Annotated in this window: 15 protein-coding genes and 1 pseudogene; 11 read left to right on the top strand and 5 right to left on the bottom strand. The window is 69.4% G+C overall.

Annotated features, from left to right (window positions below):
* On the bottom strand, positions 1-277 hold a 277-nt coding region (locus JYK17_RS12010; RefSeq protein ID WP_443742964.1), incomplete at its 3' end, for an SCO2400 family protein.
* 299 nt (positions 278-576) lie between these two features.
* Here JYK17_RS12010 and JYK17_RS12015 point away from each other — a divergent pair.
* From JYK17_RS12015 to JYK17_RS12050, 8 genes are all read left to right on the top strand, one after another.
* Positions 577-1,734: a mandelate racemase/muconate lactonizing enzyme family protein gene (locus JYK17_RS12015; protein ID WP_108007820.1), complete on the top strand. Its 1,158-nt coding sequence runs from the start codon at positions 577-579 to the stop codon at positions 1,732-1,734.
* A complete protein-coding gene (locus tag JYK17_RS12020; RefSeq protein WP_108007819.1) occupies positions 1,731-2,735 on the top strand; it encodes a zinc-dependent alcohol dehydrogenase in 1,005 nt (334 codons plus the stop codon). Before JYK17_RS12015 ends, JYK17_RS12020 begins: the two co-directional genes overlap by 4 nt.
* A gap of 113 nt (positions 2,736-2,848) precedes the next feature.
* The gene (locus JYK17_RS12025; protein ID WP_222810341.1) at positions 2,849-3,817 is read left to right on the top strand and encodes a hypothetical protein; all 969 of its coding nucleotides are present in this window, start codon (positions 2,849-2,851) and stop codon (positions 3,815-3,817) included.
* A gap of 61 nt (positions 3,818-3,878) precedes the next feature.
* Entirely contained in the window at positions 3,879-4,985 is a 1,107-nt protein-coding gene (gene chvE / locus JYK17_RS12030) for a multiple monosaccharide ABC transporter substrate-binding protein (RefSeq protein ID WP_108007817.1), read from the top strand.
* 50 nt (positions 4,986-5,035) lie between these two features.
* The gene (gene mmsA / locus JYK17_RS12035) at positions 5,036-6,586 is read left to right on the top strand and encodes a multiple monosaccharide ABC transporter ATP-binding protein (protein WP_222810342.1); all 1,551 of its coding nucleotides are present in this window, start codon (positions 5,036-5,038) and stop codon (positions 6,584-6,586) included.
* The gene (gene mmsB / locus JYK17_RS12040; RefSeq protein WP_108007815.1) at positions 6,583-7,830 is read left to right on the top strand and encodes a multiple monosaccharide ABC transporter permease; all 1,248 of its coding nucleotides are present in this window, start codon (positions 6,583-6,585) and stop codon (positions 7,828-7,830) included. Before mmsA ends, mmsB begins: the two co-directional genes overlap by 4 nt.
* Positions 7,831-7,887: 57 nt before the next feature.
* On the top strand, positions 7,888-9,042 hold the full coding sequence (locus tag JYK17_RS12045) for an aldose epimerase family protein (RefSeq protein ID WP_128803139.1): 1,155 nt from the start codon (positions 7,888-7,890) through the stop codon (positions 9,040-9,042).
* A gap of 137 nt (positions 9,043-9,179) precedes the next feature.
* Positions 9,180-10,787 (top strand): pyridoxal phosphate-dependent aminotransferase, encoded by a 1,608-nt coding sequence (locus tag JYK17_RS12050; protein WP_108007813.1) that lies wholly within the window; start codon positions 9,180-9,182, stop codon positions 10,785-10,787.
* A 37-nt stretch (positions 10,788-10,824) separates the two neighbouring features.
* Here JYK17_RS12050 and JYK17_RS12055 read toward each other — a convergent pair whose 3' ends face one another.
* Together JYK17_RS12055 and JYK17_RS12060 are read right to left on the bottom strand one after the other, a co-directional pair.
* On the bottom strand, positions 10,825-11,787 hold the full coding sequence (locus tag JYK17_RS12055; protein ID WP_108008068.1) for an arabinan endo-1,5-alpha-L-arabinosidase: 963 nt from the start codon (positions 11,785-11,787) through the stop codon (positions 10,825-10,827).
* Positions 11,788-11,946: 159 nt separating this feature from the next.
* Positions 11,947-12,915 (bottom strand): winged helix-turn-helix domain-containing protein, encoded by a 969-nt coding sequence (locus JYK17_RS12060; protein ID WP_222810343.1) that lies wholly within the window; start codon positions 12,913-12,915, stop codon positions 11,947-11,949.
* A 317-nt stretch (positions 12,916-13,232) separates the two neighbouring features.
* Between JYK17_RS12060 and JYK17_RS40460 the strand changes: the two are divergent.
* Positions 13,233-13,409, top strand: a pseudogene (locus tag JYK17_RS40460) (acyl-CoA dehydrogenase family protein); the annotation flags it as partial.
* Positions 13,410-13,523: 114 nt separating this feature from the next.
* Positions 13,524-14,216: an acyl-CoA dehydrogenase family protein gene (locus tag JYK17_RS41160; protein WP_340645145.1), complete on the top strand. Its 693-nt coding sequence runs from the start codon at positions 13,524-13,526 to the stop codon at positions 14,214-14,216.
* A gap of 79 nt (positions 14,217-14,295) precedes the next feature.
* On the opposite strand, the gene JYK17_RS12070 is transcribed toward JYK17_RS41160, so the two are convergent.
* Together JYK17_RS12070 and JYK17_RS12075 are read right to left on the bottom strand one after the other, a co-directional pair.
* Positions 14,296-14,946, bottom strand: a complete 651-nt coding sequence (locus tag JYK17_RS12070; protein WP_108007811.1) for a DUF4360 domain-containing protein — start codon at positions 14,944-14,946, stop codon at positions 14,296-14,298.
* Between the two features lie 213 nt (positions 14,947-15,159).
* A complete protein-coding gene (locus tag JYK17_RS12075) occupies positions 15,160-15,618 on the bottom strand; it encodes an RrF2 family transcriptional regulator (RefSeq protein ID WP_108007810.1) in 459 nt (152 codons plus the stop codon).
* Between the two features lie 75 nt (positions 15,619-15,693).
* Here JYK17_RS12075 and JYK17_RS12080 point away from each other — a divergent pair, with 75 nt between their 5' ends.
* Complete coding sequence (locus tag JYK17_RS12080) at positions 15,694-18,636, top strand: beta-galactosidase (RefSeq protein WP_222810345.1); 2,943 nt, start codon at positions 15,694-15,696, stop codon at positions 18,634-18,636.
* The last annotated feature ends 8 nt before the right edge of the window (positions 18,637-18,644 follow it).

Here is an 18,644-nt window from a genome sequence, read left to right on the forward strand (position 1 = left end):
GCCGCGCGGCGGCGCGGCCCGCCGGCCGCTCGTCCGCGGACCCTGCGCCGGATTCGCCGTCCTCGGCGCTCTCGTCCTCGTCCCCGGCGTCGTAGGGGCTCCGCGCGTCGCTGTGCCCGCCCTCGTGGCCCTCGTGCGCACCGCCCGCGCGCTCACCCGTGTACCCGGGCGCGCCGTCGCGCTCCGCGTTCGCGCGGAGTTGTTCGACCTGCGCGCCGCACCCCGGACAGGCGAGGGCGCCATTCAGGTGCCGTCGGCACGGGTGGCAGTAGTCCATGACGCCGGAAGACTAAGTTCCTCACAGGCAACGTTCATAGTCACACCTGTGAAAGTTGTGTGCGGAACTATCCGTTCCGGCGCGGCGAGTTGAGGAATCCGGCAGGGCGTGTCGGGCATCTGCCCCGATCGCACCGAAACCGCCGCCGGAAAGCGCATCGAAAGCAGTGTCGAAACCGTTATGCGTTCGACCCATTGACACCCCCGCCGCCCCGTCCTTACTGTCACGCCAGCATTTCGAACGTGTGACGAAATTTCGAACACACTCATAGAGCCGTCGATCCGCGAGGGACAACTGCCGTGCGCATCACCGGAATCAGCACACACGTGGTCGGGACGCCCTGGCGCAACCTGACCTACGTCCAGGTGCACACCGACGAGGGGATCACGGGAGTCGGCGAGACCCGCATGCTGGGCCACACCGACGCGCTGATCGGCTATCTGCACGAGGCGGAGGCCAACCACATTCTGGGCTCCGACCCGTTCGCCGTGGAAGACCTGGTCCGCCGCATGAAGTACGGCGACTTCGGCCGGGCCGGCGAGATCGTGATGTCCGGTATCGCGGTGATCGAGACGGCCTGCTGGGACATCAAGGGCAAGGCTCTCGGCGTGCCCGTCTGGCAGCTGCTGGGCGGCAGGGTGACCGACAGGGTCAAGGCGTACGCCAACGGCTGGTACACGACCGAGCGGACCCCCGAGGCGTATCACAAGGCCGCCCAGGGGGTCATGGAGCGCGGGTACAAGGCGCTGAAGATCGACCCCTTCGGGACCGGGCACTTCGAGCTCGACCACGAGCAGACCCTGTACGCCGTCTCGCTGATCGAGGCCGTGCGCGACGCCATCGGGCCCGAGGCCGAGCTGATGCTGGAGATGCACGGCCGGTTCTCCCCCGCGACCGCCGTCCGCCTCGCGCACGAACTCGCGCCCTTCAAGCCCGCCTGGCTGGAGGAGCCCGTACCGCCGGAGAACCTCAAGGCGCTTCAGAAGGTGGCCGCCAAGGTCGACATGCCGATCGCCACCGGTGAGCGGATTCACGATCGCATCGAGTTCCGCGAGCTGTTCGAGAACCAGGCCGTCGACATCATCCAGCCGGACGTCGGCCACATCGGCGGCATCTGGGAGACCCGCAAGCTGGCCGCGACCGCCGAGACCCACTACATGCTCGTCGCGCCGCACAACGTCGGCGGCTCCGTGCTCACCGCCGCCTCGCTGCAGGTCGGCTTCACCTCCCCCAACTTCAAGATCCTGGAGCACTTCAACGACTTCGCGGACGCGGAGATCAAGAAGGTCGTCAAGGGGGCGCCGCAGGTCGTGGACGGCTACTTCCACCTCTCGGACGCGCCCGGGCTCGGGGTCGAGCTCGACGTCGACGCGGCCGCCGAGTTCCCGCAGCAGCAGGCCCGGTTCGACCTGTGGGCGGACGGCTGGGAGCAGCGCAAGCCGAAGGACACGAAGTGAGCGGCGCCGTCGTCGTCGAGGGGCCCGGCGAGCACCGGCTGACCGCGCACACGCCCCGTGAGCCCGACGCGGGCGAGGCGCTCGTCCGCGTGCACGCCGTCGGCATCTGCGGCAGCGACCGCGAGGTGTACCAGGGCAACCGGCCCGAGGGATACGTCCGTTACCCCCTCACCCCCGGCCACGAGTGGTCCGGGACGGTCGAGGCGGTGGGCGCCGGTGTGCCCTCGGCGCTCGTGGGCCGCAAGGTCGTCGGCGAGGGCTTCCGCAACTGCCAGGTGTGCGACCGCTGCCACGCGGGCGAGACCACGCTGTGCAGCGCCGGGTACGAGGAGACCGGGTTCACCCAGCCGGGCGCGATGGCCGGCACGCTCACCCTCCCGGCGCGTCTGCTGCACGCCCTGCCCGACGACGCGGACCTGACCGCCGCCGCCCTGCTGGAGCCCGCCGCCTGCATCGCCGCCGCGGCGATCAAGGCCGACGCCCGGCCGGGCGAGCGGGTCGCGGTCGTCGGCACCGGCACGCTCGGCATGTTCGCCGTGCAGTTCCTGAAGGCCGGATCGCCGGCCGAGCTGCTGGTCGTCGGCACCCGCCCGGACCGCGAGCGGCTGTCGCGCACGTTCGGCGCGACCGACTTCCGCACCAGGGACCAGGAACTCCCGGGCGACTTCGACGTCGTGATCGAGACCGCCGGATCCGCGTCCGCCGCGCGCACGGCCGCCTCGCTGCTCAGGCGCGGCGGCCGGCTGGTCCTCACGGGCATCCCGGCGCCGGGCGCCGAGGGGCTCGACCCCACCGACCTGGTCGTACGGCAGCTGGAGGTGCACACCGTCTTCGGGGCACCGCCGGACGCCTGGGCGCACACGGTGCGGGTGTTCGGGGCCGGTCTGCTCGACCCGTTGCCGCTCGTCACCCACGAACTGCCGCTGGAGGAGTTCCCGCAGGCCATCGAGCTGGTCGGGTCCGGCGATCCGAAGGTGGGCAAGGTGCTGCTCCGCCCCTAGCCGTACGCCGGTACGGGGGCGACCTGACGGCCCCCGTACCGGCGTACACCCAAGACGTTTTCCTGCCCCGAGCCGCGAACCTTGTCCGAAATATCGAACACGAAGGACAGCTTGTGACGACCGACGCTTCCGCCACGGCGGCCCGCCGACCCGGTGAGCAGGTGCTCTCCGCGCTCGGTCTGGGTGCGCCCGCCCTCGACCCCGCCGACGCCTCGCCGCACACCTTCCCCGGCGGTGGCCGCTGGCGCACCGAGATCCCCTCGTGCGAGGGTCCCGAGGCGCTGGCCGTCGTGCTCAAGGAGTCCTCCCGTCTGGACGTGCCGATCCACCGGATCAGCCAGGGCAGCGGTGTGTGGATGCTGACCGACGCCGAGATCACCGAGATGGTCGAGGCCACGGCCGAACGCGACATCGAGCTCTGCCTGTTCACCGGACCGCGCGGCACCTGGGACACCGGCGGCTCGGTGCGCTCCGACTCACGCGGGGCCGGACTGCGCGCACGCGGCCACGACGCCCTCGCCGGATGCGTCGAAGACGCCGTCCGCGCAACGGAGTTGGGCGTCAAGTGCCTGCTCGTCGCCGACGAGGGCGTGCTGTGGACGCTGCACCGGGCGCGCACCGCCGGGATCATCCCGGCCGGCACCACGCTGAAGGTCTCCGCACTCGTCGGGCCGGTCAACCCGGCCTCGTACGCGGTCGTCGAGCACCTGGGCGCCGACTCGATCAACGTGCCCAGCGACCTGACGCTCAGTCACCTCACCGAGATACGGCGGGTCTCCGCCGCCCCCATGGACATGTACATCGAGGCCCCCGACGACCTCGGCGGCTACGTCCGGATGTACGAGGTCGCCGAGCTGATCCGGCGCGGCGCACCGCTCTATCTGAAGTTCGGTCTGTCCAAGGCTCCCGGCATCTACCCGTGGGGCACCCATCTGCGGGACGTGACCCTGGACACCGCCCGGGAGCGGGTGCGGCGCGGCCGTCTCGCTCTCGATCTGCTCGCCCGGCACGGTGCGGACGGCGACATGGCGCCGCTCGGCTCCCGGCTGCCCGGACCGCTCAACCGCTTTCCCGCCCAGTAGCCCCTTGCCGGGTCCAACAAGCCGTCAACGACGACACGAACCACGAACAAGGAATGGTCACATGCGCACTCGTAGAAGCGCCCTTGCCCTCATAGCCGGAGCCGCCTCCCTCGCTCTCACGCTGTCCGCCTGCGGGCAGGACAGTGAGGGCGGGAGCAAAGAGGACAAGGGCAGCGCCAAGGGCGGCACCATCGGCATCGCCATGCCCACCAAGTCGTCCGAGCGCTGGATCGCGGACGGCAACAACGTCGTCAAGAACCTCAAGGCCAAGGGCTACAAGACCAAGCTGGTCTACGGCGAGGACGACCCCGACCAGCAGGTCTCGCAGATCGAGAACCTGATCACGCAGGGCGTCAAGGGCCTGATCGTCGCGGCCATCGACAACAAGTCGCTGAACAACGTGCTGCAGCAGGCCGCCGACGCCAAGATCCCGGTGATCGCCTACGACCGGCTGATCCTCGGCACGAAGAACGTCGACTACTACGCGTCCTTCGACAACACCAAGGTCGGCGAGCTGCAGGCCAGCTACATCGTCGACAAGCTGGGCCTGAAGAACGGCAAAGGCCCGTTCAACATCGAGCTGTTCGCCGGCTCCAACGACGACAACAACACCAAGTACTTCTTCAACGGCGCCATGAGCGTGCTGCAGCCCTACATCGACAAGAAGAAACTCGTCGTCAAGTCCGGCCAGACCAAGCTCAATCAGGTCACGACGCTGCGCTGGGACGGCGCCACCGCGCAGAAGCGCATGGAGGACATCCTCACCTCGACCTACGGCAGCGCCAAGGTCGACGCGGTCCTCTCGCCGTACGACGGCATCTCCATCGGTGTCCTCGCCGCCCTGAAGTCGGACGGTTACGGCCACTCCAACAAGCCGCTGCCCGTCATCACCGGCCAGGACGCCGAGCTCGCCTCCGTGAAGTCGATCATCGCGGGCCAGCAGACGCAGACCGTCTACAAGGACACCCGCAAGCTCGCCGACGTCGCCTCGAACATGGTCGACGACGTGCTCAACGGCAAGAAGCCCGAGGTCAACGACACCAAGACGTACGACAACGGCACCAAGGTCGTCCCGGCCATGCTGCTGCAGCCAGTGAGCGTCGACAAGACCAACTACACCAAGGAACTGGTCGACACCGGCTACTACAAGGCCAGCGAGCTGCAGTAGTCCCGCCGGCCGGTACATCGGCCGTTCCTCCTTAGTGAAAGGGCACGACCATGGCGGGACCCGTCCTGGAAATGCGCTCGATCGTCAAGACCTTTCCCGGTGTGAAGGCGCTGTCGGACGTCACGTTGACGGTCCGTCAGGGCGAGGTCCATGCCATCTGCGGTGAGAACGGCGCCGGAAAGTCCACCTTGATGAAGGTGCTCTCCGGCGTCCATCCGCACGGCAGCTACGAGGGCGACATCCTCTTCGAGGGTGAGACCTGCGAGTTCAAGGACATCCGGGCGAGCGAGCAGCACGGCATCGTGATCATCCATCAGGAGCTGGCGCTCGTGCCGTTCCTGTCGATCGCCGAGAACATCTTCCTCGGCAACGAGCACGCGAGGCGCGGGCTGATCGACTGGAAGGAGACGCTCAAGCACGCCACCGAACTGCTGCGCCGGGTCGGTCTGACCGACCACCCGGAGACCCGGATCGCCGACATCGGCGTGGGCAAGCAGCAGCTGGTGGAGATCGCCAAGGCGCTGTCGAAGAAGGTGAAGCTGCTCATCCTCGACGAGCCGACGGCGGCGCTCAACGACGAGGACAGCGGCAAACTCCTCGATCTCATCCTGGAGTTGAAGAAGCAGGGCATCACCTCGATCATCATCTCCCACAAGCTGAACGAGATCCGCCGGGTCGCCGACTCGGTGACGATCCTGCGCGACGGCAGGTCCATCGAGACCCTCGACGTCAAGGCGCCGGAGACCACCGAGGACCGGATCATCTCGGGCATGGTCGGCCGCGACCTCGACCACCGCTTCCCCGAGCGCACCCCGTTCGAGGGCGAGACGGACGCGGCCCCGGCCCTGGAGATCCGCAACTGGACCGTGCACCATCCCATCGACCAGCAGCGCAAGGTCGTCGACGACGTGTCGATCCATGTGCGCCGCGGGGAGATCGTCGGCATCGCGGGCCTGATGGGCGCGGGGCGCACCGAGCTGGCCATGAGCGTCTTCGGGCGCACCTACGGCCGGCACGCGGGCGGCACGGTCCTCAAGGACGGCCGGGAGATCCGCACGAAGACCGTCTCCGAGGCGGTCCGGAACGGCATCGCGTACGTCACCGAGGACCGCAAGCACTACGGCCTCAACCTCATCGACACCATCAACCGCAATATCTCGCTGACCGCGCTGAACAAGGTCGCGAGCCGCGGTGTGGTCGACGAGCACGAGGAGCGCAAGGTCGCCGAGCGCTTCCGCAAGTCGATGAACATCAAGGCGCCGACCGTCTTCGAGCCGGTGGGCAAGCTGTCCGGCGGCAACCAGCAGAAGGTCGTCCTCAGCAAGTGGATCTTCGCGGGTCCCGAGGTGCTGATCCTGGACGAGCCGACGCGCGGCATCGACGTGGGCGCCAAGTACGAGATCTACACGGTCATCGACCGACTGGCCGCCGAGGGCAAGGCGGTCGTCTTCATCTCCTCCGAGCTGCCGGAGCTGCTCGGCATGTGCGACCGCATCTACACCATGGCCGCCGGGCGGCTGACGGGCGAGGTCCCGCGGGCCGAGGCCACGCAGGAAGTGCTGATGCGCCAGATGACGAAGGACAAAGAGGTAACCCGATGAGCACGGATGTGACGGACAAGCTCCCGGCCTCGGCGCCGCCCGGCAGGAGCGGTGGGCCGAGCGCGGGCGGCGGACTGCTGCAGCTGGTCCTCGGCGGTCTGCGCCGGAACATGCGGCAGTACGGCATGCTGATCGCGCTCGGCCTGATCGTGGTCCTGTTCCAGGTGTGGACCGGCGGCGATCTGCTGCTGCCGCGCAACGTCTCCAACCTGGTGCTGCAGAACAGCTACATCCTGATCCTCGCGATCGGCATGATGCTGGTGATCATCGCGGGCCATATCGACCTGTCGGTCGGATCGCTCACGGCGTTCGTGGGCGCGTTCGCGGCCGTGCTGACGGTCCAGCACGGCGTGGCCTGGCCCGTCGCCCTGGTGCTGTGCCTGCTGGTGGGCGCGGTCGCGGGCTCCCTGCAGGGCTTCATGATCGCCTACTGGGGCATACCGTCGTTCATCGTCACCCTCGCCGGGATGCTGCTCTTCCGCGGTCTGACGGAGATCTTTTTGCAGGGCCAGACCCTCGGCCCGTTCCCGAACGGGCTGCAGAAGCTCGGCAACGGCTTCCTGCCGGAGGTCGGCCCGGACACCAACTACCACAACCTCACCCTGCTGCTGGGCCTGGTCCTGCTGGCCTTCGTCATCTACCAGGAGGTCCGCGACCGCAGGCGCGAGCAGGAGTTCTCGCTCGACGTCCTGCCGCGCAACGCCTTCCTGCTGAAGCTGGTCGCCATCGCCGCCGCGGTCCTGGCGGTCACGATGCTGCTCGCCAGCTACCAGGGCGCGCCGATCATCCTGATCATCCTCGGTGTGCTGGTGGTCGGTTACGGCTACGTCATGCGCAACGCGGTCTTCGGCCGTCACATCTACGCGATCGGCGGCAACCTGCCGGCGGCGAAGCTGTCCGGCGTCAAGGACAAGAAGGTCACCTTCCTTGTCTTCCTGAACATGGGCGTGCTCGCGGCCCTGGCGGGTCTGGTGGTCGCCGCCCGTCTGAACGCGGCATCTCCGAAGGCGGGCCTGAACTTCGAACTCGAGGCCATCGCCTCGTCGTTCATCGGTGGCGCGTCCATGAGCGGCGGTGTGGGAACCGTCCTCGGCGCGATCATCGGTGGCCTCGTCCTCGGCGTGCTGAACAACGGCATGAACCTCCTCAGCGTCGGCACCGACTGGCAACAGGTCATCAAGGGCCTCGCCCTGCTGGCCGCGGTCGGCTTCGATGTGTGGAACAAGCGCAAGTCCGGTTCGTAAGTCAGCGCGGGCCCCGTCCTCGCGGCGGGGTCCCACCCCTTCACGGGAGCGGCACACATGGAACTGAACAGACGCTCAGTCATCGCAGGAGCCGCGGCGGCAGGTATCGCCGCGACCACGCTCGGCACGGGCACCGCACAGGCCTCCTCGAACGGCCGGGGGCCGGTGAAGGAGCTCTTCGGCAAGCTCGACGACGGCACCAAGGTCTACCGCTGGTCCCTGCAGAACGGCGGCACCCGGCTGAAGGTCCTCTCCTACGGCGGCATCATCCAGTCCCTGGAGATCCCCGACCGGCACGGCCGCTACGCCAATGTCTCGCTCGGCTACGACAACCTCGCGGCCTATGTCGTCGGCACCACCTACTTCGGCGCCACGATCGGCCGCTACGGCAACCGCATCGCCAAGGGCCAGTTCACCCTGGACGGCAAGAAGTACCAGCTCAGCGTCAACGACGGGGTGAACAGCCTGCACGGCGGCGCCAAGGGCTTCAACACCAAGGTGTGGGACGTCGAGGGGTTCACGTCCGGCTCCGACGTCGGCCTGCACCTGTACTACACCAGCGTCGACGGCGAGATGGGCTACCCCGGCACGCTGCGCACCAAGGTCACCTTCACGCTCGACCGGCACGGTGACTGGCGCATCGACTACGAGGCCACCACCGACAAGCCGACCGTCGTCAACCTCACCAACCACACGTACTGGAACCTCGCCGGCGAGGGCACGGGAACGATCGAGGACCACGAGCTCACGATCGCCGCGTCCCGCTACACGCCCACCGACTCGGGCCTGATCCCCACCGGCGAACTGGCGAAGGTCGCGGGCACCCCCTTCGACTTCCGCGGCGGCAAGCCGATCGGCCGCGACATCCGCGCGGGTCACCCCCAGCAGGTGCAGGCCAAGGGCTTCGACCACAACTGGGTCCTGGACAAGGGCGTCACGTCGCGGCCCGAGCACATCGCGACCCTGCGCGACCCGCGCTCCGGCCGCACCCTGAGGATCGCCACGGACCAGCCGGGGCTGCAGTTCTACTCCGGCAACTTCCTCGACGGCACCCTCGTCGGCACCTCCGGCCGCACCTACCGGCAGGGCGACGGACTGGCTCTGGAGACCCAGCACTTCCCGGACTCCCCGAACGAGCCGTCCTTCCCGTCGACCGTGCTCCGACCTGGGCAGACGTACCGCACGACGACGATCCACTCGTTCAGCGCGTGACGTCATACTTCCTTCACATCCGTTGAACAGCGCCACCGCAGTCTCCGTATGTAAGGGCGGCCCGCGCTCCCCCGCGCGGGCCGCCCTTGCACGACGGGTCCGAAGTCCCCGGCGGACCCGCCCCATACGGAGGTTCCATGGCCGACAACGTCACCTCGCTGTTCCGCAGTACTGCGGCACACAGCCCGTCGATGGCGGCGCTGGCGCGTGAGGGCGGCGACGGAACCGGTCCCGTGGACTTCTGCATCCCGTGCAACCCGTATTTCCCCACCCCGGCCATGTTCGAGGACATGGCCGCCCGGCTGCGCGACATCGTCACGTACTACCCGAGCAGCGCCGACACGATCACGGCCGAACTGTGCAGCCTGCTCCAACTCCCGCCGCAGTGCGTGGCGATGGGCAACGGCTCCACGGAGCTGATCACCTGGATCGACCATCTGATGGTCCGTGAGTCCCTCGCCATCCCCGTCCCCACCTTCGGCCGCTGGACCGACCAGCCCATGGAGACCGGCAAGCGGGTCGACATGTTCCCGCTGCAGGAGTCCGGCGGCTTCGCTCTGGATCTCGCCCAGTACGCCGAGTTCATCCGCAAGCGCGGCACCCGGGTCGCGGTGATCTGCAACCCGAACAACCCCGACGGCGGCTATCTGCACAAGCAGTCGCTGGTGCAGTTCATGGACGCGATGGCCGACCTGGACCTGATCGTCATCGACGAGTCCTTCCTGGAGTTCGCGGACGCGGAGGCCGAGCCGTCCGTGGTCCAGGAGGCCATGATCCGCCCGAACGTCATCGTGCTGCGCAGCCTCGGCAAGAACTTCGGCCTGCACGGCATACGGTTCGGCTATCTGGTCGCCAACCCGGCCCTGGCCGGCCGGGTCCGCTCGATGCTGCCCAAGTGGAATCTCAACTCCTTTGCCGAGCACGTGGTGTTCATGCTGAAGGAGCACGGCGCCGAGTACGCGCAGAGCCTGCAGCAGGTACGCCGTGACCGCCTGGACATGGCCAGCCAGCTCTCGGCCCTGCCCGGCCTGACGGTCTATCCCTCCCAGGGCAACTTCCTCTTCGTGCGCCTCCCCGTGGGCGCGGAAGGCACCGTGGTCCGCGACCGGATGCTCACCGAGCACCGGATCCTGGTCCGCGAGTGCGGCAACAAGATCGGTTCGTCCAGCCGCTTCCTGCGGCTCGTGGTGCGCCCACAGGTGGATGTGCGTCGCCTGGTGTCCGGCCTGGAACAGGTGCTCTACGGGACCAGGAGGGGAGCCGCCGTACCCGAGCTGGGCACAGGGACCAGCTACAGCTCGGGTACGGCGGCCGTGGACCGGCTGGTCGGTGCCACCAACGGGGCGGGCATGCCGCTCGCCGCACAGGCCGCACAGCACATGGGCAACGGCACCAACGGGGCGCAGATGCCCGCGGCGGCCCAGGCGGCACCGCAGCCGACCGGGTTCCCGGCGCAGACGCCGATGCAGCCGGTACCGGAGCCGATGCCGATGCCCGCACCGGCGCCCGCGCCCACGCCCACACCGGTCCCCGCGCCCGCGCCGTACGCCATGCCCGCTCCCACGCCCGTGCCCGCGCCGCCTCCCGGGCCGACGCCGCCGGGTGTCCCGGCCCGCGGCGGCCTCACGGCGGCCCAGGTCAGGGGCACCACCGGTCCCGTCCCCGACCTCACCCCGGCCCCGGCGACCGGCTGGCCCAACGCCCAGAGCTGGCCGAACGCGGCGGGGATGGGACAGACGGGCTGAGCAGGCGTCGGGGCGGGCGTCGGCCGAGCTGCGGAGTTCAGTACGCCACCGGCCAACCCGTCGTCCAGCTCAGCAGGTTGATGCCGAGCTTCGGTGTGCCGTTGTCGTTGCCGTCGTAGTAGTGGTAGACGATCAGGTCGCCGTCGGAGTCGTTCATGATCGACTGTCCGCCGGGGCCGATGATGCTGCCGTGGGACTCCAGCACGGGCGTGCCGCCGTTGTTCATCATCGCGACGCCGCTCTTGTCGTAGTACGGCCCGGTGACGCTGGTGGCCCGGCCGACCTTCACCTTGTACGTGGAGCTGGTGCCGGCGCAGCAGGTGTCGTAGGAGGCGAAGAGGTAGTAGTAGCCGCCCCGCTTCACGATGTACGGCGCCTCGATGGCCTTCGTCCCGGTCGGGCGGGAGGCGAGGGAGTACCGGGTGGTGTCGGACGCGAGCTGCTTGCCGGTGCCGGGGTCGATCTGGATCATCTTGATCCCGGTCCACCAACTGCCGAAGGACAGCCACCACTTGCCGTTGTCGTCGACGAAGAGGTTCGGGTCGATGGCGTTGTAGTCGCTGGAGGTGGTGGAGGTGTAGACGACGCCGTAGTCCGTCCAGGAACCGGGCAGTCCGGTCGACGAACCGGCCAGCCCGATCGCGGACTTGTTGGAGCCGAAGGTCGAAACGGCGTAGTACATCAGGTACTTGCCGCCGTGGTACGAGATGTCGGGCGCCCAGGCCTCGGTGGCGTACGACGACCACCAGCCCGGCTTGCTGGAGAACGCGTCGCTGCCCGCCGTGAACGCGATCCTGTCGGTGGAGGTCCGGTAGCCCAGGCCGCCGCCCGTGGAGTACAGCAGATAGCGCCCGGCGGAGGTGCGGATCATCGTCGGGTCGTGGACGACGACATCGCCGGTGACCGCACCGGGATTCGGATACGCCGACGCCGTGCCCGGGACCAGGGCGAGCAGGAGGGCGGCGGGGAGGGCGAGGAGAGCGGTTCTGGTGCGGGAGATGCGACTCACGCTGACGCTCCTTGAGGTGGGGGTGTGAAGCGGTTCGGGTCGTTCGATATACCGATCGCCGATCAGAGCTTCGGACAAGCTTTGACGGGACCGTAGAATCGAACCCCTTGCGCGTCAATAACCCCCGCAGCAACGGCGATTGACGTCCCGTCACCGCCCGTCGAGGAGAGCCAGCCCCAGCGGTGTGACCGTGTGCAGGACGGCCTTGCCCGCTCGGCAGGTGCTGAGCAGACCCGCCGTGCGCAGGATGCCGATGTGGTGGCTGGCGGTGGCGGGGGCGATGCCTGTGCGGTGGGCGAGCTCGGACGTCGTCACCGCGTGGCCCGCCACCGAGGCGAGGATCTGCGCACGGGTGCGGCCGAGGAGGGCGTTCAGTGAGCGCAGTCCGGGTGCGGTGCTCAGGGCGGTCTCGTGCGGCATGGGGTAGACGACGACGCACGGCAGCGCGGGGTCCTTGAGCAGTGTGGGCCTGCGCCAGCAGAAGTACGAGGGCAGGATGAGCAGTCCGCGCCCGTCGAGATGCACGTCGCGGTCGACGCCCAGCCCAGTGATCTCCAGCACCGGTTCGTGCCAGACGAGCCCGGGGTGCAGGGTGTTGAGCAGACCCACGAGTCCGCCGTCGGCCAAGTAGCGGCCGTGCACGGCACGTTCGGCGTCGAAACGGCAGCGGATACGGGACCACCAGGGGGCCAGCGCGGTCGCGAAGTACTGCCGGTGCAGCCGCCCGAGCCGCTTGACGGCCTCCAGGTCACCGCGGGCAAGGAGCCCCGCCCAGGACGGCAACCGCCCTCCCCCGCGGGCGAGTTCGACGAGATCGTGCGCGAGCCGCCGCCGCGGCGTGGACAGCAGGGCACCGACCCCGGCATCCAGCCCGCCCGCACCGGCCGCCGGGGTGAGGAAGTCCGCCGAGTACCCCACGGGCGGCGCCAGCCTGATCAAGTCCCCCAGGGGCCCGCCGAGCCTGCGCCGCACGGCCTCCCGCCATCCCCCGAACACGAAGGACCCGGCACCCGTCTGCAGCATGTGCATGCTCAGCAGCGCCTCCCACATGGGATCGGGCGCCTGCGCAAGCCGGGTCTGGGCCAGATCGCCCTCGGTGAAGTGAATACGTACCGCCATGCTGAGCCATGGTCGACGAGCGGGGCCTGCTTGCCACCCTCAGAAGTCATGGGGTGGCGGTACGCGTACAGGAGTTGACGTCGGCTGCAGCCCGGCCGTCACGCGTGCTACTTTCGAGACAGAACGATCGTTCTAGCACTGCGATGCGCCCTTCCGGAGAGGAATCCCCATGACCACCGACCTCCCTCTGAGCGATCGACTGGACCCGCTCGTCTGCGACCTGACGGCCGAGGAGGCGGAACTCGTAGCGGCCGCTTCTTCGCTGGTCCCCGTACTGAAGGCGAACGCGGGGGAGGCGGACGTCACGGGGCAGCTCCCCCAAGGACACCGTCGAGGCCCTGCGCGCGGCGGGCCTGCTCCGTCTCGCCACACCGTGGGAGTACGGGGGTCACCAGGTCGGGGCGCGCGCGATCACGGCCATCGCCGCGGAACTGGGCCGCGGCTGCGCGTCGACCGCGTGGGTGCTGGTGGTGTATTACAGCGCGGTCAACAGCCTCTGGCACTTCCCCGCCGAGGTGCGGCACCGGATATGGAGCCAGGATCCGGATGCGACCGTGTGCGCCACGGTGGGCAGCCCCTCGCCCGCGCGTGAGGCCGAGGGGGGGTACGTGCTCAGCGGCCGCTGGAGCTGGGCCTCGGGCTCGCACCATGCCACCTGGGCGATCGTCTCCACCGTCGTGGGGGCGGATGGGCCGGCACCGGACGGAGGCGTCGCCCTGGTCCCGATGAGCGAGTTGTCGATCGAGAACACCTGGCACATGGCGGGGATGCGCGGCACGGGCAGTGACACGGTCGTCGCCGAGGAGGTCTTCGTCCCCGCGGAGCACGTCGTGCTGATGTCCTCCCTCCAGTCGGGCAAACCCGACCCCCAGGCACCGACCTTCAGCCTGCAGAACGTGGTGGGCTCGATGCCCGCACCGGTGCTGGGAATGGGCATGGCGATGTACGACCTCACCGTGGCGAAACTGGTCGAGGGCAGGCCGCTCACCTCTGGGGCGAAACTGCAAGCGCGGGCGGTCGACGCTCCGGGCGCGCAGGCGAGCATCGCCGACGCCGCCATGCTCATCGACGGCGCGATGCTTCATGCGGCGCGGTCCGCCCGCGCCATCGACACGGCGACCGCGGAGGGGACGCTCATGAGTCCCCTCGCCGTCGCACGGATCCGCATGGATGCCGGCACAGCCGCACGACAGGTCCGTCAAGCCGTAGAGACGCTGCTCGACGTCGGCGGCGCGAGCCGTTTCGCCGACGGCGACCCGGCCCAACGAATCCACATGCTGCTGGGCCTCCATCAACAGTGAGCTTGACACTCCCTCACGGCCCCGTACGACAGGGATGGCCCGCACCCGTACCGGCGCCCGGGCCGCCCCCTTCCTCGCGTCAGGACTCCGGGCACTCCTTCCAGGCCATGTGGTACACCGTGCTGAGGGCGCCGTCGGTCGAGTCCATGGTCATGAAGCTGACCTTGTCCGGGTTCGCGGTCCCGGCGTTCACTCTCAGCTCGGTGTTGATGTTGAAGTTGCGCAGAACTCCGCAGGGCGCCCAGACCAGTTGGGCCCAGTCGGTGCTGTCGGTGGCCTGCCAGTCGTCGTTGTACGAGCCGCTGAACGGATGGCTCTTGGGCACCGTGTTCGAGGAGCCCTGGAAGTAGTACGAGGCCCGCTGAGTGGCGGACGCTCCCGGCTGGAGCGAGAGGAAGCCGCGGTAGTCGGCGCTCGCGATGGCGTAGGTGAAGCCCTGCGGGACGTGCACGATCAGGTTGAGCTGGCAGTTCTTGCGGAAGGCCGTGGGGTCGGAGCTGCCGCCCGCCTGGGCCAGGTAGTCGCTGTAGGTCACGGTGAAGGCGGTGTTGTCCGGGGAGACGGCCACGGCAGCCGTGCCCGCGGGGCAACCCGAGCCGTTCACCGTGGCCACGTCGATGACGATTCTGTCCGGAGGCGGGTCGTCGAGGACGGGCGAGGTGCCCTGGCCGGGCAGCGCCGTGGCGAGCAGAGCGGCTACGGCGCCGCTCATCAGGAGTCCACCAGTCATGGTTTCTCCGGTTCTGTGAGTGGGGGGTGGCACACTCCGGCCCCCAAGAGGGCTCTTTGGAGAAACAGTGAGGTTCCTGTGAAGGCCGGGAGCGATCCGCATCGTAGGAAGGGATGTGACCCACCGTCAGGGCGAACTCCGGCCATTCACAGGCGTACCTTTCACACGGCCGACGTGAGGTTGAACTCCGTTACATATAAGGGTCGTTGGCGTTCACGGGTTCTCCCACGCCGCCGGCTCCGCCGCTAGTTGCCGCACCGGTTCCGGCAGGGCGTCCGCCGCGATGTCGGCGATCGTGACGCCTTCCAGGATGCGGCGCACATTGGCCCGCAGCGCGATCCACAGCGGCAGCAGCGGCCGGGCGGAGCCCGTGTACTCCAGGCCGGTGGGCCGCTCGCCGCGCACGGAGACGATCGGGCCGTCCACCGCCCGGATCACATCGGCGACCGTGATGGCGGAGGCAGCGCGCGCCAGCCGGTAGCCGCCGTTGCCCCCGCGCCGGCTGTCCACGACGCCGGCGCGCCGCAGGTCGCCGAGGATGCCCTCGAGGAACTTGTGCGGAATCTCCTGCGCGGCGGCGACGGCCTCCGCCTTCACCGGTCCGCCATCCTGCCGAACCGCGAGCTCAAGAACCGCCCGTACCGCGTAATCCGCCCGTGCCGAGATCCTCATACGACCATTGTGCTGGCTGCGGCCGTACACAATGACCTCGCACGCGCCGACCGACCGGCACGACGGGAGGCTCCCATGGGGCTCAGCAGACGTACGTTCAGCGCGCTCGCCGGCACCACGGCGCTCGGCCTCGCGCTCGGCGGCAGCGGAGCGGCGAGCTGCGCCTACGCCGCCCGCACCGCCCCGACGGGCCCCGCGCCCGCCCCGCCGCGCGCGGACGGCGAGCGCCACACCATCGGCTACGACCACTACTCGCTGCTCGTCGACGACCGCCGCCTGGTCGTCTGGTCGGGTGAGGTGCACCCCTGCCGGCTGCCCAGCCCGTCCCTGTGGCGGGACGTCCTGCAGAAGTTGCGCGCCCACGGCTACAACACGGTCAGCATCTACGTGCCGTGGAACTACCACTCCCCCGCCCCCGGCCACTACGACTTCACCGGCGTCCGCGACCTGGACCTGTTCCTGCGCATGGCCGCCGAGACCGGCCTGTACGTCATCCTGCGCCCCGGCCCGTACTGCAACGCCGAGCTCGACGGCGGCGGCTTCCCCGGCTGGCTGACGACCACCGCCGGAACGGCGCGGACCGCCGACCCGACGTATCTGTCGTACGTCGACGAGTGGCTGACCCAGGTGAACCGGATCGTCGCCCGGCATCTGTACACCGACGGCGGCGGCACCGTCCTGCTCTACCAGATCGAGAACGAGTACGACTCCCACGTCGACGAGCCGACCGGGCGCGACTACATGTCGCACCTGTACAAGAAGGTGCGCGCCGACGGCATCGACGTGCCGCTCTTCCACAACGACAAGAGCAGGAACGGCTACTGGATCCCCGGCTCCTTCGACACCGGCGGGGACACGGGCGGTTGGCTCTACGGCTTCGACGGCTACCCCTCGCCGTCCCTCACCCCGCCCGACTGGGGGTACTTCGGCATCGGCGGCCTGAAGGGCGGCTCGACGGCGAGCCCCCGAACTCCCGGTCTGGTACCGGAGTTCGGGGGCGGCTGGTTCGATCCCTGGGGCGGGGTCTGGTTCGACAGGAAGGGGTACGAGGAGTCCCGGCGGCAGCGCGACGCGGCGTACGAACGCCGCTTCTACCTCACCAACCTCGCCAACGGCATCACGCTGCACAGCGTCTACATGACCTTCGGCGGCACCTCCTGGGGCTGGCTGCCCGCTCCGGTCGTCTACACGTCGTACGACTACGGCGCCGCCATCGACGAGGGGCGCCGGCCCACGTCCAAGCTGATCCCCATGCACCAGATCGGCCATCTGCTGCACCACGTCCCCGACTTCGCCAAGCTGGACCGCGCCGCGGACGTCACGGCGGACGGACTGAAGGTGTACCACCTGACCAACCCCGACACCCACGCCGACGTGTACGTCCTGCGCAACGACGGCAAGGAGCAGGTCGACACCACGCTCGCGGTCCGGGGCGCCCGGCTGCCGGTCTCCGTCCCGGCGCAGGACGCGCGGCTGCTTGCCGCCGGGATCAGGCTGGGGCGGCGGACGGTGCGGCACTCCAACGCCCAGCCCATGCTGGCCCTCACCGCGGGGCAGCAGGAGATCGCCGTGCTCACCGGCCGGACCGGGGAGGCGACGGTGACCGCGCTGGAGTGCGCGAGCCGCCCGGCGGTCACCGTGCTGGACGGCGAGGCCGAGCACTCGTACGCGGAAGGCCTGCTACGTATCGAGGCCGAACTCGACGGTCTGACACGGGTGTTGGTGACCGGCGGCGGCGTCGCGACGCCCCTGCTGCTGCTCCTCGCCGACGACGAGACCTCCGTACGGCTGTGGCCGCGCGACACCCCGTCCGGTCCGGTGCTGGTGTACGGCCCCGCGCTGCTGCGGACCGCTGCCGTGGAGGGTACGGCGGTCCGGCTGACCGGCGACACCGTGCGGGCCGCCGAGCTGGAGGTGTGGGGGCCGCGCGGCATCCGCGAAGTCTCCTGGAACGGCGGCGAGTTGAGGGTGCGCGGCACGTCCTCCGGGAGCCTGCGCGGCGCACAGTCGCTGCCGGGTGCGGGGGCGGTCACCCTACCCGCGCTGCGCGGCCCCTGGCGGCGGCGCACGGAGAACCCGGAGTCGGCGCCCGGCTTCGACGACACCTCCTGGACGGTCGCCGAGAAGACCACCTCCCACAGCACCACCCCGGTCCCGGCCGGGCAGCCCGTCCTCTTCGCCGACGACTACGGCTTCCACTACGGCGACGTCTGGTACCGCGGGCACTTCACCGACGCGACCGGCGCCGGGTCCGTGTCTCTCGCGTACAGCACCGGCACGCAGGGGCTGCTGATGGCCTGGCTGGACGGAGTGCCCCTGGGCACGCACCGGATGCCGGTGCCGGACAACAAGAGTGTGCGGCAGGGCAGTTGGACCGACACGGCCTCCTTCGACGTACCGGAGAAGCTGCGCAAGGCGGGCCCGCACGTCCTGTCCGTGCTGGTTCGCCGTATGCAGCACGACCAGGACGGCAAGGCGCAGGACACCCACAAGGTGGCGCGCGGACTGACGGCGGTCACCTTCAACAGGGCTTCCCCGAAGGTGAGTTGGCGGCTCCAGGGCGAGTCGGCGCCCGACCCCGTGCGCGGGCCGCAGAACAACGGCGGGCTGTACGGCGAACGGCACGGCTGGCACCTGCCCTCGTACGCCGACGGCGGCTGGGAGTCGGCTCAGCTGCCGCGGGCCGAGCGGCGGCAGGGCGTGACCTGGTACCGGACGGCCTTCCGGCTCGCCGTCGACCCCGGCACGGACGCCTCGATCGGGCTCGTCCTCGACGACGACCCCGCACGGGCCTACCGCGTCCAGATCTTCCTCAACGGCTGGAACATGGGCCAGTACATCAACGACGTGGGCCCCCAGCACACCTTCGTCCTGCCCAACGGCATCCTGCGCACCCGCGGCTCCAACACCCTCGCCCTGGCCGTCCTGTCCGACGGGACGACCCCCTCCGGCCCGTCGGACGTACGGCTGACACTGCTGGGTGCGGCGGCCGGAGGGGTGCCGGTGAGGACGGTGTGAGGCGTGGC

Source organism: Streptomyces plumbidurans, from assembly GCF_019857225.1.
Taxonomy (GTDB): domain Bacteria; phylum Actinomycetota; class Actinomycetes; order Streptomycetales; family Streptomycetaceae; genus Streptomyces; species Streptomyces plumbidurans.